The sequence below is a fragment of the Paenibacillus xylaniclasticus genome (assembly GCF_004001065.1).
GTDB classification, from domain to species: Bacteria; Bacillota; Bacilli; order Paenibacillales; family Paenibacillaceae; genus Paenibacillus_T; species Paenibacillus_T xylaniclasticus.
Window position 1 is genome coordinate 181,582 of the sequence record NZ_BIML01000006.1, and the last position, 16,269, is coordinate 197,850.

Genomic DNA, 16,269 nt, shown 5'->3' on the forward strand with positions numbered 1-16,269 from the left:
TATTATTCTACAAAAATAGATTAATAGCTCAAACCATAAACCTTCAACTATCTCCAACAAAAAAAAGCGGCACAGAGCAACTCGCTCTGTACCGCTTCTCGATTAACCTTATTACGATTGCCGAACCGCCTCGCCTTTGCCGATGCTGCTGGCGCCTCTCCGGCTGCGCAGATAGAGCAAGCCGCTGTAAGCGAACAGACATGCCCAAGCGACAACGAGAATGGCTGCCACGGACATAATTGGCGTAATGCTGGTCAAGCTCTTATGATCGACGAGCACCTGCAGGCCGAGCAGCACCGCAGATAACGTGAACGTCCAGCCGCCCCAATGGATAAGCCGTCTGCGTGACGCCTCAGGCATATTCACCCGTTCGAGGAAGGCCGCCATGAACGGCACCGCCTGCAATCCATGGAACGCATAACCGTGGAAATAAATAATGCTGTGCGTCAATTCTTTGGTCAGCGTAATGTTATAGTCGATGATCATCCACAGTCCGCCGATAAAGCCGAGCATTGAACCAATCATTCCGTAACGGGCTGCCCACACCATGAGCGGACGCTTCTCCAGAGAGTCCTTACGGAACAAACCGATCATCACCATAATCGTATACCACATGATGCCAACAGCCATTGCGGCGAAAACTTGCGTAATGACGAAATTAACCCCCCACAGCGTCGTCAAATTCGTCGGAATACGCGGGCTGACGCCCCGTGCGTGCTGAATCGTCTCCAGAATGTACGAGCCAAGACCGGAGAATATAATGTAGAAATCGATCCACCAGCGCAGGCGCGGCTTGAAATTAGCCAGCGGCACGAACGCCGCGACAGCAATAATAAAAATGCCGCTTGCCGTATTGAACGATGCCGCTCGCAACAGGTCACCGCCATGCTGCGGATTCTCAACGTTGCCGAAGATCGCTACATAAATCAAGATCAAAAGGCCAAGCACAGGACCGAGCACGCCGGTCAGGACACACCATTTTTCCCCTTCGAACAGTTTCGGGCCAGTCGGTTGAAAAGCATTCATCGATTACACGCCTCCTTCATCATTGTGGGATGTGTTCTTCTTGATGCTTACCTCCGCTGATTGCCTCAATTGCAGCTGAATGATCCTCCAGCAGTATTTCGTCAGGCGATTGAGACATTTGGAACAGCTCGACCCGCTTGAGCTTATCCTTCTTATCCCCTTCCATTGTGTAGAACCCAGCCCCGGTCGCCATCAGATGACCGCCAGCCGTAATCTCCCAAATGCCTACAACCCGTCCATCCGGAATCTCATAAGCAGCTCGCAAATAGCTCTTCGTCTTCCCGTACTGCTCGAAGCCTTTATAAACACCAGCCAAATAATCATCGAGCTGATCGCCGGATATACCTGCCGGATTATCGTGATTAATGAACAAACCGTCCTCCGCCAGCGTCGAAGCGACACCGGCCCAGTCTTGCTGCTCATAGTACGTCATGTAATCCCGCAGTGCAGGAGGCAGCCGATCAAAATCTACCGGCTGGTAATCAAGCGTCTTGGTAGCATTATCGAACGTTGCTTTACCGCCGATCGCTTTGGCGAAATCACGAGCCGGCACATAGGCGCGGTTGTCAATGATCCGAATGTCACCCGCTTGAGACGGGAACCCGTAATGTGTAAAATTGATCGCTGTACCAGCCAGTGCAGATACGCTGCCAACCGTCAGCAGCGCTGCTGTCATCAATAGAACCTTCGCTTGTTTTTTCACTTTGAATCCTCCTCAAGGTAATAGTTCCTACCGCACTTTATCTTCTCTATTCTAGTACTCCTCCTGCAGCCGAGACAGGCACCTTCGAAGGCGCAGGTTGCTGCGTATCGTTACTGCCCGAATGCAGCATCGCAAAAGTAAGCTCACCCTGCGCCACCTTCACCTCGTCGACGGTTACATTCACTTGCACGACCGCAGCCGAAGAAAGAATCGTCATTGCGGTGCATGTAATGATCAGCTGATCGCCGGGAACGACCGGCTTCAGGAACCGCGTCTTCGCTCCTGTCAGCAGATAAGTTTTCTCCGACTTAGTAGCACCGCCTGCAGCCGCTTCGACTGTGCCTAAGCTGCTATTGCCGTCATTACCAGCCGAAGCATCTGTCGATTGCTCCCGCAGCTTCACCATCAGAATGGCCGACTGCGCCATTGCCTCGGTCAGCAGCACTCCGGGGAAAATGGCCTTCTCCGGAAAATGGCCGGACAGCATCCATTCGTTGCCCGTCACGTTCTTCAAGCAAACGATCCGATCATGCTCAGCCTCCAAGACGGCGTCGATAAAGATGAACGGATACTTCTGCGGAAGCAGCGCGCGGACTTCCTCGTAATTACACACATATTTAGACATGCTCACGGCTCCTTTCCCGTACTAAATGATCGGCTCTCAGCAGCAAGTGGTCAGCCGACTCGCAGTACAACAGCGCTCGACATGCCGTGATAGTCATGGGCGCTCAGCAGCGCCGCGCCGCCTGAGACCGCCCTGTCGCCACTCTGATGAACAATGCCGGACAAGCCTTCCGGCGCGGCCGGGTCGATCGCATAACCGACCGATTCCGGCAGTACACCGCTTCGGCCGACTGCAGCAGCAGCAGCGAGCGACAGCAGACCGCCGGCCCCATACGTCTCGCCGAACAACCCTTTCGCAGCGCATACGGGCGGTGGGTTGTCGCCCAGTACAGCCCGAAGCGCAAGCGCTTCCACCTCATCGTGAGCGGGATGTCCTACTGCTCCCGTAACGGCCATGCTCACTTCCTCCGGCACAATTCCTGCTGTATGGAGCGACTGCCGCATCGCGCGCTCCAACGCCGACGCCCTGGCAGCGGCATGCTCGCCGCCGCGGAATGCGCTCGACCAAGCGGCAATTTCGCCCACAATCTCCGCTCCGCGGGCAACTGCATCAACGCGGCGCTCCAGTACAATAACCGCCGCCCCTTCGCCAGGCACCCAGCCGGCCGATTGTGCGTCAAACGGTCGACCGATAGCGTCGGCTCCTTCGTCTGGCAGAACATTCATGCAGTTATACACCCACAGCGAGTATGCGTTCAGCTCTTCGACGCCGCCGACGAGAATCGTCTTCGCGCGGCCCTTGCGGAGCAGATTCGCCGCATAGCCGATCGCATCGAGCGATGAGCATTGGCCGGTCGAAATCGTCGTATTACAAGCGCGCGCCTGCACGCGAATGGCTAGATAGGAGGCTGGAGAATTCGCCAGCGTATTCGGCGCCTCCATCGGACTTACATAGCGCGGTCCTTGCGTGGCGGCCGTATAATCATAGCGCGACGCCGCCTTCAATCCGCCGAGATTCGTCCCGATGACGATACCAAGATCATCGGGATTCGGCATATTGCCTTCCAAGCCCGCATCGCGAAGGGCAAGCAACGATGCGCCGAGCAAATATTGAGAGCCCGCATGCATGAACTGCAAGCCCTTCTTGCCGAGCAGCGGCTCCGGATTCCAGTCGCGTACTGTAGCGCCAACGAAATCACGGTCTGACCATTCCGCTGCATGCTCGCGCAGCGAGCTGCGGTGCGCGGAACCCGTCTGGAGTGATGCCGTCAGCTCCTCCAGCCCATTGCCGGCTGACGATACGAGCCCGATGCCTGTAATGACGATGTCGTTATCCTGCTTAATCCGGCTCATGAGACCGCCTCCCCCATCAGAATCGTCGAAATATTACCGCCGAAGGCGAACGAATTACTAAGCGCGTAACGGACCGGCTGTCGGGATATCGCATTCGGCACAACGTTGGAGACGCATTCCGGGTCTGGCTCGTTATAATTCATCGTCGGCGGCAGTACGCCATGCGCAATCGCAAGCGCACAGGTGACCGCCTCGATCGCGCTGGCTGCCCCCATCGTATGACCCATCATCGCTTTGATGGAGCTGATCGGCACCTCGTCAGCCCGCTCTCCGAACATGCGGCGGATAGCTACCGATTCGGTTGCATCGTTCGCCTTCGTCCCCGTGCCGTGAGCGCTAATATACGAGATCTGCTCAGGCTCCACGCCTGCCGATTGCAGTGCACGCTGCATCGACAGCACCGCGCCGAGCCCCTCTGGATGCGGCGCGGTCGCATGATGGGCATCACACGACAATCCGTAACCAAGCAGCTCCGCGTAGATCGTCGCTCCGCGGGCAGCTGCCCGCTCGTAGTCTTCCAGTACAAGCGCTGCCGCGCCTTCACCGACCATCATTCCTTTGCGGCCTTTATCGAAAGGCTGGCATATTTCCGGCGCGATAGCACCAAGGCGATGGAAGGTCGTATAGCAAGCGCGCGACATAGCATCCGAGCCGCCGACGATAACGGCGTCAGCCAGCCCATCCTCGATTAACTCCTTGCCCCAGCTAATGGCATAATTGCCAGCAGCGCAAGCGGTAGGCACAACCATCGACGGCCCTTCCAGCCCGAGCTCTTCTGCTACGGACGAAGAAATACTGTGCTGCGGGTAGTTGCTCCATAAGGAATGGGAAGCCCGCCGCTGCTCGCTCACGAGCAAATTCGTATTGTCCTCAATAATCGAGGAGTTGCCCATCGTCGTGCCGAAGCAAACGCCAACCCGCCAAGACTCATACTCTTCTCCCGTCCAGCCTGCATCGCTTTGTGCCATCTTGGCAGCAGCAATGGCAAGATGAGTCGTCCGGCCGATCGAGGAAGGATCGAGCTTCGTGACATAGTCGAGCGGATTCGCATCCTTCACTTCGCCGCCGTTATGAACGTCAAACAGCCGGGTATCGAACGTGCGGACCGGCCCCGTGCCGACCGTACCGTCACATATTCCGCGCCAGAACGCATCCTTGCCCGATCCGATCGGACTAAGAACGCCAAGTCCAGTAATGACAATCCGTTTGGTCATTCTCCCGCCCCCGCTGCCGCCTCGGCACGGCCCGCCAGAAGGCCGGTCACAACCGTATAAATCGCGTTCAAGGACGTCATATCCGGCAAGAACTGCTCCGATACCTTCACTTGATACCGCTGTTCGATTCGCGCGACGATCTCGATCAGCATCATCGAATCAATACCAAGCTCCTCCGACAGATGCGCATCATCATCGAATTGCTCCAGCTCAATAATTTCTCCCACTAACGTTTTCAATTGCGCTTTCAATTGTTCGGACATCATCATTTCCCCCTAATGAATTAGATTTAAAATTGTGCTGCTTCTTCGGCTCATACTCAGCGTAAACTTATGCACTAAGCCCTCCGTCGACGACGATGACGCTTCCGGTCACGTAGCTCGCCTCTTCCGACAGCAGAAAACCGACGACACGCGCGACCTCCTCCACCCTTCCGGGTCGCCCCAGTGGGATGTCAGCGAGAAAGTCGGCTCGAATTTTTTCCGGCATCGCATCCCACATCTCTGTCTCGATGAAGCCTGGGGCGACTGCGTTAACATTGATGTTATACTTCGCAACCTCCCGGGCCAGGCTGCGGACAAAGCCGATCTGTCCGGCTTTCGTCGCCGAATAATTGACCTGACCTGGCATTCCCTTCAAGCCGCTGACCGAGCTGATACAGACAATCGAACCCGCTTTCTCGCGCATCATGCCGTACACAGCGGCACGTGCATAGTTGTACGTCCCTTTCAGATTGGCGCCGATCGTCGCATCCCAATCCTCCTCCGCCATAAGGAACAACGGCTTGTCACGGTTAATACCTGCATTCAAGACAAGCCCGTCCAGTCCTCCGAACGTTTCCCGCACTTGTTCAACGGTCTCCCTCGCCTGCTCGAACTGCTCGGCATCTGCAGCGAACGCCAGCACACGTCCCGCTCCTTCGACCTTCTCAAGCAGGTCGCACAGCAGCTGTGCTGCTTCATGGTTGCCTTTGTACGTAAAAGCGACATCCGCGCCCCTGGAGGACAAATAAACGACTATCGCGCGTCCAATTCCGCGTGAACCGCCCGTAACGATATACTTCTTCCCTCTAAAATCCATAAATCTCTCCTCTTTATGCACCGGTTTTCGTTACTGCGGGATAAGTCTGCGATTCATACAGCGCCTCATACCAGCCGCCAAGCTGAAGCAGCTCAGCGTGCGTACCTTGCTCCACGACGCTCCCGTCATGCATAACCGCGATCTGATCAGCCTCGATAATTGTCGCAAGCCGATGGGCGACGACAAGGATCGTGCGCTGTCCACGAAGAGCTTCAACTGCAGCGGTAACCGCCCGTTCTATCTCACCGTCCAGTGATGAGGTCGGCTCGTCCAGCAGCATAACCGGCGCTTCCTTAATAATTGCTCGGGCGATAGAGATCCGCTGACGCTCACCTCCTGACAGCAGATGTCCGCGCTCGCCGATTTCGAAGCTGTACCGACCGGGCAGCCGGTCGATAAAGCTCTTCGCCCCTGCTGCCTCGGCTGCTAGCTCCACCTGCTCGTCCGTCGCATCCGGCCGGCCGTGGCGAATGTTGTCCGCGATTGTACCCGCGAACAAGAGCGGCTCTTGCGGTACATAAGCTATGAGCCGCCGCAATTCATCAGGTTCCATCTCACGAATATCACGGCCGCCGATTCGAATCACTCCGGCTGCTGGCTTCACGAAGCCGAGCAGCGTCCGAAGCAGCGTGCTCTTCCCGCATCCGCTCCAGCCGACAACGGCGCATAAGCTGCCCGCTTCGACCTGCAGCGTAACGCCATTAAGGATGGTCTGGCGCTCGCCATAGCCGGCATGCACACCGCTCCATTCGAGCGCAAGCGGTTCGGTAATTGATGCCGTATGAGCAGCCTCACCCATACTATCCATACCGACTACAGGAACGAAGCTGGCTTCGCCTCCCCCCCATTCGGAGATTGCAGCTGCAGCAGCCTCCGCTGGAGCGCCAGCTGCGGTTTCGTCCCATTGCACCGCGCAATCGGTCTCCTTAGGCATATCGAGCCATCGCTTCACCCGTCCCGCTGCTGCGAAGGACTGCTGCAGCAGCGCAAGCGGGGCGCTTATGCCGGAGAATATGCCGATGAAGCCCATCTGCAGCTGTACAATTGCAACAACTGTACCGAATTCCGCCAGCCCGTAGCTGTACAGAAATCCGCCTAGCACGACAACGCCGCCGAAGCCGACAATATCCATCATATATTCGACTGCTTCCAGCCTTGCCGTCGAGGTACCAATCCGGACGCTCGTATCATTCAACCGGCCAGCTATCGATTGAAATCGTCGTGTCACACGAGGCTGCATGCCGAACATTTGAATGACGGACAGCCCTTCCTTCGCGTCGGCGTAATGCTCGGCGAACCGGGCAAGCATGTTCTGCTGGCGCCTTCCCGCCAACCGCAGCTGTCTCATAAACCTCGAGCCAAGCCATACCGAAATAGCTGTAATGATGAGCAGCCCAGCCGGAAAGCGCCAGTCGAGCGCAAGCATGGCTGCGATAGAGCCAAGGCCGAGAAAAGATAACTGCAGCGTCGTCTGAATCGCCTCCGTATAAGCGCGCTCCATAATGGGCACGTCGCCAGTGTACAGCGATGCTGCCGTACCGGAGTGAATCTGTCCGATCCGCTCCGCCCGGGCGGCGCACATCGTCTCGAACAGCTGTGTACGAAGCTTCGACATCGCCCGCTTAACAGCCGTCTGGAACAAGTAGCCGCATAAAGACGAGGCTGCAGCCAGCATAACGAACGAGGAAGCAAGCAGCAGGACGGGTGACTGCAGGCTGCCTGACTCGTTCACCAGCGCATCAATCAGCAGCTTGAATACGAACGCGAGGATGATCGGCATGCTTGCAGCCGCTAGGCTGTATAGGACCACGCCGACCAAGTAACGCAGCCGATAGTCTCCCAGCAGCCGAAGAAGCAATGCCGCGTCTCTAAATCCCGATGCCCGCATGACGTTCGCCCCCCTCCAAAGCATCAGCATTGGCATATGCCGCGACGTCTGCCTGCTCCCCGAATAGCTGACGGAACCGGCTGCCCGGCCGCTTCAACAGCTCGTTATAAGCGCCTCGCTCGACGATGCGTCCGCCTTCCATCACCCAAATCTCATCGGCCATCCGGATCGAACTAAGCCGATGAGCAATAATCAGCACCGTTCGACCTCTTGCATAGCTTTGCAATGCTGCGCCAACAAGCGCCTCACTGCGCGGATCAAGCGCTGATGACGCTTCGTCGAGCAGCAGCAGCGGAGCATCCTTCATTATTGCCCGGGCAATGGAGATGCGCTGCCGCTCGCCGCGGCTGAGGCCGGCGCCTCGTTCACCTAATCTTGTCGCATAGCCTCGCGGCAACCTCTCGATAAACTCGTGAGCGTTGGCTAGCATTGCAGCTCCCACAATTTCTTCTGCCGTCGCCTCCGTACAGCCGGATCGAATATTGTCTTCGATCGACATCGGAAACAAATACGGCTCCTGAGCAACGACTGCAATATGCCGCCGCAGCTCGTTCAGCTGCCAATCCGCAGCGTTCCGTCCGAACAGGCGGATCGTTCCTTCCAAGTGTCCGGTACTCGAATAACCGCCGCATATCAACCGGGTCAGTGTGCTCTTACCCGCCCCGCTTGGCCCGACAACGGCAACAATTCGACCTGCCGGAATTGAGAATGACAGCTGGTGCAGCACCGTCTCTCCATCATCGTACGCGAATGAGACATCCTCGAACTCGACGACTGGGCCCGCCTGCCGTGTCTGTCCGACCGGTCCCCCCGATTCCGTCGGCTGCACAAGTCCGGCGTGCTCCGCCAAGTCTGACGCTTCCTGCGGCAGCTCCATCCATTCGCCCAGACGTTTCGCAGCGGCGCTCGCCTCATTCGTCGCTCCGATCAGCGCAGGCATTAGCGACAGCGGCTGAATCAGAAAGACGAGCAAATACAAGAACAGCAAAATATCACTGACCGACATGAGCCCCGACTGCACCCAGCGCCCGCCAACGGCGACGCCGATCAATACCGGAGCACTATAGGCGATAACTCCAACCGGCGACAGCACTGCCTTCCGCCGCTCAAGCGCCATGCTCGAGGTTAATGCATCGTCAGCAAGCTGACGGAACCGCCTCGTGAACAGGCCAGACAGTCCGAAGGCGTGAATGACGGGCATCCCCTCGACGGCCTCCTTCGCATCGGCATTCAGCCTGTCCTGCTTAGCCATCGTCTTCAGCGAATAGGTGCGGATCGGCTTTCCAATCCACTGGGAGAGCAGAATCGCGGGCGGCGCCAGCAGCGCGCACAGCAGCACTAGACGCCATTGAACGAGCAGCAGCATCGTGAATGCGCCTAGAAAGAGCAGCGGCTGATAGATCAGGTTATACAACTGCGTATCCAGATAGGTTTGCAGCGAGCCGAGATCGGTCGATACGCGCGTTAGTATTTCGCCCGACCTGCCCCTTTCCGCCACGCCCGCAGGCATCCGAAGCAGCCGTCTAGCGGCTTCCTGTCGTATATCGCGAACGGTGTAAGACGCGAAGCGGCAGGATGAGAAGCGGATCATATACTTGGCCCCGATGCCGGCAGCAGCGAGCAGCGCCATCCCGATTGCAGCGGAGGTGAGCTGCCGTTCACTGAACTGCAGCGACGAGTCGGTAACCGTCTTGATATAACCGCCCATGGCCAGTCTAGTTACGGCAAATAACAAGGCACTGCCAGCAGCGCCGATCAGCCAGCCTGCATAAGGGCGAATCCAGCGATACAGCGTCACGTATGAAGCCCTGCCACAGCCCGCTCGCCCCCGGCCTGCGATCGTTCACGAATGCCGCTGCGCAGCTCTTGCACAACGCCAGTCAACAGCTCTACCTCACGCTCTACCATATCTGCAAGCAGCTGCTTCAGACTGGATAGGTCGTTCGTCGTGTTCGTCTTGATCGCTTTCAACACGCCCAGCCGGATCGCAAGCGCCATTTTCTCAACCTCCGAATACCGCTCCGACCACTGGCTGTTAGCATCAATCAACTGTCGATCTGCAAGAAAACGAAGCCGCCGCGTCATGAGCCGCTTATGCTCCCAGATGATCTGGAAGATGCGGAAATCAAGAAAAATGTCGCCTCGTTCCACTTCGTCCATAATCGAGGTGACGATCGGGTAGACGTCAACGCCGAATGCGCTTTCATGATCAACCGGATACTTATACAGCAGAAAACGAAGAGACGAGTCGTAACCGGTCAAATAGTCCTCAAGCACATCCGCCATATTTTCAGCCCGGAAGTCGAAGCTCGAATCCGGATCATACCGGATCAGATTGACATGCTCCTGCCACCCTTGCTCGACCGGCGTAGAAAAAAATGCATGCGCCAAATCCTCGAAGCTGCGGCGGAACGTGGTAAGATTGTCATCCCCGTTGTAGCCGTATATGTCGAACTCGCGAGCCTCTCTGTCGTATCCGATAACCATCTGCTCGCTAATATGCTCCACATCCTTGAAGTAGAAAAGCTTCGTCCGATAATGGTGCGTTACATAGATGATGCAGTAGAAGCCCTGATCGAGCGCGTCAATCAGAAATTCAACTACGTCTTTCGCCCATTTGATAATAAAGCCTTTGTTCACTCGCTCTACCTTGAGATGCGGTACAATTTCCACCATTTTCGACGACGTCGTATAGAAGTTGAACAGATCCCGGTACTTATGTGTATGAACATCCTTGAAGCACCTTAGCTGCACGTACTGGGAATAAAGCCACGGCAGCACTTCTTCCCGACCGGATACGACAGACAACGGGTATGCGTGATGCAAATAAGCCGTAATTGGCGATTGCCCCAGCGGCAGTAATATACGCGTCAAGCTTTCCTCCTCCTTTTCTACAAAATTTGTGATCTGAACCGATTGTAGACAAGCTGAGCGTAGACTGAATAGGTCCATCTTTATTGACCCATACAGCAAAAAGGGTCTACAAAAAGTAGACCCCTAAAGCTCGATAATCGATATTCACGTGCTATTCTTGCCCTTCTGGCTCCTCACTTACCCGGACGACTTTATGCTTCGGAAACGTAATCCGGAACGTGCAGCCTTGGCCTTCCTCGCTCTCGAAGCTCATCGCCGCGCCGCTTCTTCTTACAATCTGATTGCTGTACCATAAGCCAAGACCGTAGCTTCGTGATTTACCGCCTTTCGTCGAAAAATAGGGGGAAAATACATACCGGTGCAGCCGCTTCGGAATGCCCTGTCCATTATCCTGCACCGTTACGACAATTCCTCCTTTGGGCGCCGACCCAATGCCGAGCTGAATGCAGCCATCCTTCACAATCGCGTCGGCAGCATTGCATAATAAGTTCATCAGCACTTCCTTCAAATGCACCCGGTCAGCCTTAATGACAGGATCGAGTGCATACGTTCTTTCAATCTCAATCGACCGGCTCTCGTCCCATAACGGCCGACATTGACGCAGCGCCTCCTCCAGCAGCTCTGTCAAGCGGCAAGGCTGCTCAACCAATTGCATTGGCTGTATAGAGCCTGCCGACATCCTCTCCGCCATATCGAGCAAATGCTCGGAGGAATGCTGCAAAATATGCAAATTTTCACTCGCTTGCTTCTCGCGGAAGCTTGGTTCTACCATGAGGCGGTCGTAGACGAGTGACATTTTGACCGCTTCATTCTTCACTGTATGAAGCAATACCGCTACGCCATGTACCGGTTCATTGAGCCGTACTCTTCTTCTCCGCAGCCTTCCATCACAAGGAAAAATGATCCAGTAGATCGAGCAATAGAGCAGCGGTACATGAAGCGCCAGATACCATTCGTCGGGGCTAATGAGGAACGGCGCTTTCTCGTACAGCAAATAGTACAGCACCGCAGACGGCACGATATAGCCCACACCGCTCGACTGATTGGAATGTGAGAATATGCCGCCATGCCTACCCGCCTGCCAGCAAATGTAGAGTGAGAAGACGAGGTGTACGCCGCTTCCGATAAATTCAGCAATGAGCGGCTTGAACAGCATTTGCCCGGACGCCGCGCAAACAAGCAACAATACCATCTGTATCACAGCACTGCGTCTGGACTGGCTGCCGATTAATTCATGAATGAACCAGAATGCGTAAGCTGCAAACACATACCTTCCCAAAAACAATACCGTTTCGGAAAGATGCTCGGCGAATGCCGCCTCTTCGGGATATAACCACTCCCCCCATGTCGGAATTTGACGGCCGATCCACACGTCCACAATCGACACGCTTAACAGAACTGCCGTCCATCTGCTTTGCCTGTGATACGCATAGGTGGAAATGCGCAAGCATGTAAACATTACGGCAATAATGGCTAACGTAATAAGCATGGCTACCATCCTTCGTTTATTCCTTGCTTTCATCGGCCAGCAGCTATGAACGAGCTATTTATCTATAAATGTTCCACCTCACCTAATACTAACAATAACAAAAATTTACGAATCGTCCTACCCCATCCAAGTGAATCATGACAACCTATCTATTGAGTATATTAGTCTAGTGTGTTACTTTTTGTATCAGATATAGTCTTTTCATCGTATAGAGGGGAGGAAGAAGAATGGATCATTTGAAGCTGATGATTGTCGAAGATGATCCGCATTGGCTGAAGCTTTTGACCCAGATGCTGAATGAAGAGCCGGAATTTCTCGTTGTAGGCACTGCCGATCATTACGAAGAGGCAATTCGGTTGTACGATCAATTGAAGCCAGATATCGTACTGATCGACGTCATTCTGGGCAATGACCAGAACGGAGGAATCAAAACAGCCGCCGAGCTGGGCGCGCGATCCGCCCCCCCGGACATCATTATGCTTACCTCGATGACGGATGCACATATCGTTACCGAATCGTTCGCTGCTGGCGCTGTGCAATATATAGCCAAGAAGAACTATAAGGAGCTTCCCGGAACAATTCGTTCGCTTCACCGCGATTTTTCACCGCTGTCTCTGCTGCTGGACGATTACCGAAGGCTCCGGGTAGAAGAACAGCTGAAGGAGCTGACCCCTTCGGAGCGGCATATTTTTGAACTAGTCGAGCAAGGCATGTCGATGTCACAGATTGAGCAGCAGCTGTTCAAATCCCATAGTACGGTCAAAAATCAAATGAACAAAATTTTGAAGAAGCTGGGGGTATCGAGCCGTAAAGAAGCCATAGCGAAAATAAAACGAAAAGGGGTGTATAAGGTCTAATTATCCATCATTAGGACTAATGACTGACATTCAATGCGTAAAAAAGCCGGGTAGCTCTAGTCATAGGACGATCGTCTACCCGGCTGCTTCGTTTCGTGTTCAATTCTATGCATTAAACAGCTTAGCTCCCTCGTGCTGCGCAAGCTCCCGGCAGGCTGCTTCAAGCGCCTCAATCTGCTCCCGATACTTCCTCGGATTGGCGCGCTGCAAGCCATCGGGCGTAATCAAATCTTTATAATCATAGCGGACGTCGTCCTCTGTCTTCACCTTCTCGACGATTTCGAACCGGAATGCTTCTTCGCCATCATGGCTCCATGCTTCCTGCATCGCCTTGCACGGATGCGCGCCGAGATTAAGCTGAAATCTCTCTCGGTTCCATGCCGCCTCAAGATTAAGCGATGACCCAATAAAAGCTGTACCGCTCGGTATGTGTACGATTCGAAATACGCCCATCTCCCGTTTACGATCCTGATATTTCTCAACCAATTCTTTTCGTTTCTGATGGTCCATCTTGTTCATTCCCCCTATCCTTGTACCCAATATTCGCTTCCATCATCCTTACGGTCCAGAAAGCCATAATCAATCAAATAACGCCGCAGTATCACATAGTCATCCTCGCTAAACCGCTTTAGCCGTTCATTCACTTCCGCCTCCGAGTAACGTCGATTGCGCTCGAAATATCCGGCCATATGGCGAATGAGCGCAAGCTTCCGTTTCTGCTTAACCGGGAACGACTCGATCGGACCATCAGGACCATTCGGCAAATAACGGGCAATCAGCTCATCGTACTCCTCCTGTGTCAGAGCATATCGTTCGTCGATCTGCTTGGCCGTTCGATGAATCGGTACGAACTTCGGGCCGCCCAAGCCTTGCTCTTCCAGCAGCTCCATAATGGCGAGAAACAGCTTCGCTTGCTTAGCTTTCTCCTTCAGTGCGAACCGATGGTTGCGAATCGTCGATGTGCTGCCGCCCCCGGTCCGCTTGACGATGTCCGCGTCCTGCAGACCTTCAGCGAACATGCTAATCAGCTCTTTCTGCAGCTCGGTCAAGCCCGTCTGCTTCTTATCGAGCGTTAGCAAATAGGCGAGCATCGATTCATGCGCCTCGGAGCCATGCACCTGCGCAGCCTTGCGTGCCTCATACCAACGTCCCCCTATCGGATAGACAGCGCCTTCCTCAAACGACTCACCGCACCGCAGACAAATATACGAGCCCGATGCTTCATCAAACGTATATCCTCGTTTCAAATCTGCCAAATCGGCAGACCAGAACCTCTCAGTTAGCTCATTCACCAAACATTCCTCCGATTTGTTGTGCTAAGACATAGACATTATATAGTTTTGTTTGGTTAATTTCAATAGACGAATCATTGATTCGTCTATTACTGGGGCAAACGCGCTAGCGGCACTGTAGTTAATACGGCGGCGCTTTAACGGCACACTTTCGGTTGTTAGCCTTTCGGCACCTATCAGCACCGATGCTCCGGCGACCGCTTGATTTAGGTGCCCATCGATATCACCCCGTAGCAGGGACGATATAATGCACAGCTAGTTGTACACACACTGCGGAGGGGGTGTTAACGACGCGCTCGTCGATCGTGTTCTGCTCAATGACAACGTTCAAAATGACTCGTAAGCAGCATGAGTATTCACAATAAAAACCGCCAGATTTCAAAAGTGACATCTGGCGGCTGTCGAATGATCCTTTATGAGTTCAGTTCACTATCTCCGCTTGAAGACGCCGCGGTAGCGGCATTGCTTCCGCTAACGAGAGAATTTTTGGCCGTCAAGCCCCGCACTAAAGAGTTAAGATCGATGCCAGACACGTTCTTCAGCATCTCCGGCGCGGTAGCCATGAGGGACGTCACATAATTGCTCAGCCTTGCTGCACCTTCTCCGTGGCCGGTATCAACTACGGTCAGCTTATCGATACCGGCAATCGGCGAAGCGACGTTAGCAGCCAGCTCAGGCAGCATTCGTACGATGATATCCAGCACGGCCGCTTCTCCGAATTTCTCGAACGCCTGCGCGAGCTTCTCTTTCGCCTCTGCTTCCGCAAGACCGCGCAGCCGGATGACTTCAGCTTCTGCCGTACCTTTAGCCCGTTCAGCCTCCGCGATCGCAAGACCTTCCAGCCGTTTCTGCTCGGCATTCGCTTTCGCCTCAGCCTCAATCTTATATTGCAGTGCATCTGCCTCACGATAACGCCTTGCTTTATCTGCTTCCGCTGCTTGCTCGACGGCATAACGGTCCGCATCCGCTTTCTTCTTCACTTCGGCATCATACTGCTTCTCCCGTCGCAAAATTTCTTTCGCTTCGAGGTCGATCTCCCGTTCTTTGCGGACGAGCTCTACCTTCATTTGCTCCTCTACAACGCTTTGCTTAGCGCGGGCTTCCTGAATAGCATAAGCTTGGTCCGCATCCGCACGGGCTGTATCCTGGTCGCGCTTGAAGGAAGCAATCTTCAGCTCTTTATCCCGCTCCGCTTCGGCAATGTTCGTATCGCGAAGCAGCTCCGCCTTCTGTCCCGCCTCTGCCGCCAGCGCCTTCTGAATGCGTGCATCCCGAATCGCTTCTGCTTCAGCGATCTCTGCATCCCTCTTCACAGCGGCAATACGCGGCTTACCGAGCGCGTCGAGATAGCCATGCTTGTCGCGCACATCTTTGATCGTGAAGGAAATAATTTGCAGCCCCATCTTCTTCAAGTCTTTGGCTGCAACGCCCTGCACCTCCTGCGCGAACTTATCCCGGTTGCGATATACCTCCTCGACGGTCATCGTACCGAGAATGGCACGCAGGTGGCCTTCGAGCACTTCCTGCGCTTCGCTCTTGAGCGCCTCCGTCGGCTTGCCGAGAAATTGCTCAGCGGCAGTCGCGACGTCCTCGACAGCTCCGCCGATTTTAATAATGGCAACTCCATCGGCGATGACCGGCACCCCCTGCTCTGTATAAACCTCTGGGGTCGAAACATCGAGCTTATGTGACAGCAAGGACAAGAACTCTGCCTTCTGAAAAATCGGCAGGATGAAAGCACCGCCGCCGCGAATAATTTTGACCTTGCGGCCGGATTCATCCACAATCGTATTGCGTCCGCCTAAGAAGGAACCGGTGACGAGCATCGCCTCATCCGGGCTTACTGTCTTGTAGCGGGCCCAGAACGCGAGGCCGAGTATGATCAGCACTCCAACGACAATAGCAGGAATAATCAAATAATCTGGCATC

General features: G+C 54.7%; 15 protein-coding genes. 1 reads left to right on the top strand and 14 read right to left on the bottom strand.

Going from position 1 to position 16,269, the window contains the following annotated elements; genetic code table 11:
• Positions 1-111 precede the first annotated feature (111 nt).
• The 11 genes from PXY01_RS09855 to PXY01_RS09905 form a co-directional block, all read right to left on the bottom strand.
• Positions 112-1,026 carry a hypothetical protein gene (locus PXY01_RS09855; RefSeq protein WP_127569677.1) on the bottom strand — a complete coding sequence of 305 codons (915 nt, stop codon included), beginning with the start codon at positions 1,024-1,026 and terminating at the stop codon, positions 112-114.
• A 19-nt stretch (positions 1,027-1,045) separates the two neighbouring features.
• The gene (locus PXY01_RS09860) at positions 1,046-1,729 is read right to left on the bottom strand and encodes a hypothetical protein (RefSeq protein WP_127569678.1); all 684 of its coding nucleotides are present in this window, start codon (positions 1,727-1,729) and stop codon (positions 1,046-1,048) included.
• Between the two features lie 46 nt (positions 1,730-1,775).
• Positions 1,776-2,354, bottom strand: a complete 579-nt coding sequence (locus PXY01_RS09865; protein WP_127569679.1) for a 3-hydroxyacyl-ACP dehydratase FabZ family protein — start codon at positions 2,352-2,354, stop codon at positions 1,776-1,778.
• A 50-nt stretch (positions 2,355-2,404) separates the two neighbouring features.
• Positions 2,405-3,646: a beta-ketoacyl-[acyl-carrier-protein] synthase family protein gene (locus PXY01_RS09870; RefSeq protein WP_127569680.1), complete on the bottom strand. Its 1,242-nt coding sequence runs from the start codon at positions 3,644-3,646 to the stop codon at positions 2,405-2,407.
• A complete protein-coding gene (locus PXY01_RS09875) occupies positions 3,643-4,860 on the bottom strand; it encodes a beta-ketoacyl-[acyl-carrier-protein] synthase family protein (RefSeq protein ID WP_127569681.1) in 1,218 nt (405 codons plus the stop codon). The genes PXY01_RS09870 and PXY01_RS09875 overlap by 4 nt, the downstream gene beginning before the upstream one ends.
• Positions 4,857-5,123, bottom strand: a complete 267-nt coding sequence (locus PXY01_RS09880; protein ID WP_164744368.1) for an acyl carrier protein — start codon at positions 5,121-5,123, stop codon at positions 4,857-4,859. Before PXY01_RS09880 ends, PXY01_RS09875 begins: the two co-directional genes overlap by 4 nt.
• 67 nt (positions 5,124-5,190) lie before the next feature.
• A complete protein-coding gene (gene fabG, locus PXY01_RS09885; RefSeq protein WP_127569683.1) occupies positions 5,191-5,940 on the bottom strand; it encodes a 3-oxoacyl-ACP reductase FabG in 750 nt (249 codons plus the stop codon).
• Between the two features lie 13 nt (positions 5,941-5,953).
• Entirely contained in the window at positions 5,954-7,828 is a 1,875-nt protein-coding gene (locus PXY01_RS09890) for an ABC transporter ATP-binding protein (RefSeq protein WP_164744369.1), read from the bottom strand.
• Complete coding sequence (locus PXY01_RS09895) at positions 7,809-9,626, bottom strand: ABC transporter ATP-binding protein (RefSeq protein ID WP_127569685.1); 1,818 nt, start codon at positions 9,624-9,626, stop codon at positions 7,809-7,811. The genes PXY01_RS09890 and PXY01_RS09895 overlap by 20 nt, the downstream gene beginning before the upstream one ends.
• Positions 9,623-10,702, bottom strand: coding sequence for a hypothetical protein (locus PXY01_RS09900; RefSeq protein ID WP_127569686.1), 1,080 nt, complete (start codon positions 10,700-10,702; stop codon positions 9,623-9,625). Before PXY01_RS09900 ends, PXY01_RS09895 begins: the two co-directional genes overlap by 4 nt.
• Positions 10,703-10,853: 151 nt before the next feature.
• Complete coding sequence (locus PXY01_RS09905; RefSeq protein WP_164744370.1) at positions 10,854-12,191, bottom strand: sensor histidine kinase; 1,338 nt, start codon at positions 12,189-12,191, stop codon at positions 10,854-10,856.
• Between the two features lie 227 nt (positions 12,192-12,418).
• On the opposite strand from PXY01_RS09905, the gene PXY01_RS09910 reads away from it, so the two are divergent.
• Positions 12,419-13,048: a response regulator transcription factor gene (locus tag PXY01_RS09910; protein WP_127569688.1), complete on the top strand. Its 630-nt coding sequence runs from the start codon at positions 12,419-12,421 to the stop codon at positions 13,046-13,048.
• Positions 13,049-13,153: 105 nt separating this feature from the next.
• Here PXY01_RS09910 and PXY01_RS09915 read toward each other — a convergent pair whose 3' ends face one another.
• The 3 genes from PXY01_RS09915 to floT all read right to left on the bottom strand — a co-directional run bounded on the left by PXY01_RS09915 (position 13,154) and on the right by floT (position 16,268).
• Complete coding sequence (locus PXY01_RS09915; RefSeq protein ID WP_127569689.1) at positions 13,154-13,558, bottom strand: GIY-YIG nuclease family protein; 405 nt, start codon at positions 13,556-13,558, stop codon at positions 13,154-13,156.
• 14 nt (positions 13,559-13,572) lie between these two features.
• Positions 13,573-14,340 carry a DUF2087 domain-containing protein gene (locus PXY01_RS09920; protein WP_127569690.1) on the bottom strand — a complete coding sequence of 256 codons (768 nt, stop codon included), beginning with the start codon at positions 14,338-14,340 and terminating at the stop codon, positions 13,573-13,575.
• Positions 14,341-14,753: 413 nt separating this feature from the next.
• Entirely contained in the window at positions 14,754-16,268 is a 1,515-nt protein-coding gene (gene floT / locus PXY01_RS09925; RefSeq protein WP_127569691.1) for a flotillin lipid rafts scaffold protein FloT, read from the bottom strand.
• Between the last annotated feature and the right edge of the window lies 1 nt (position 16,269).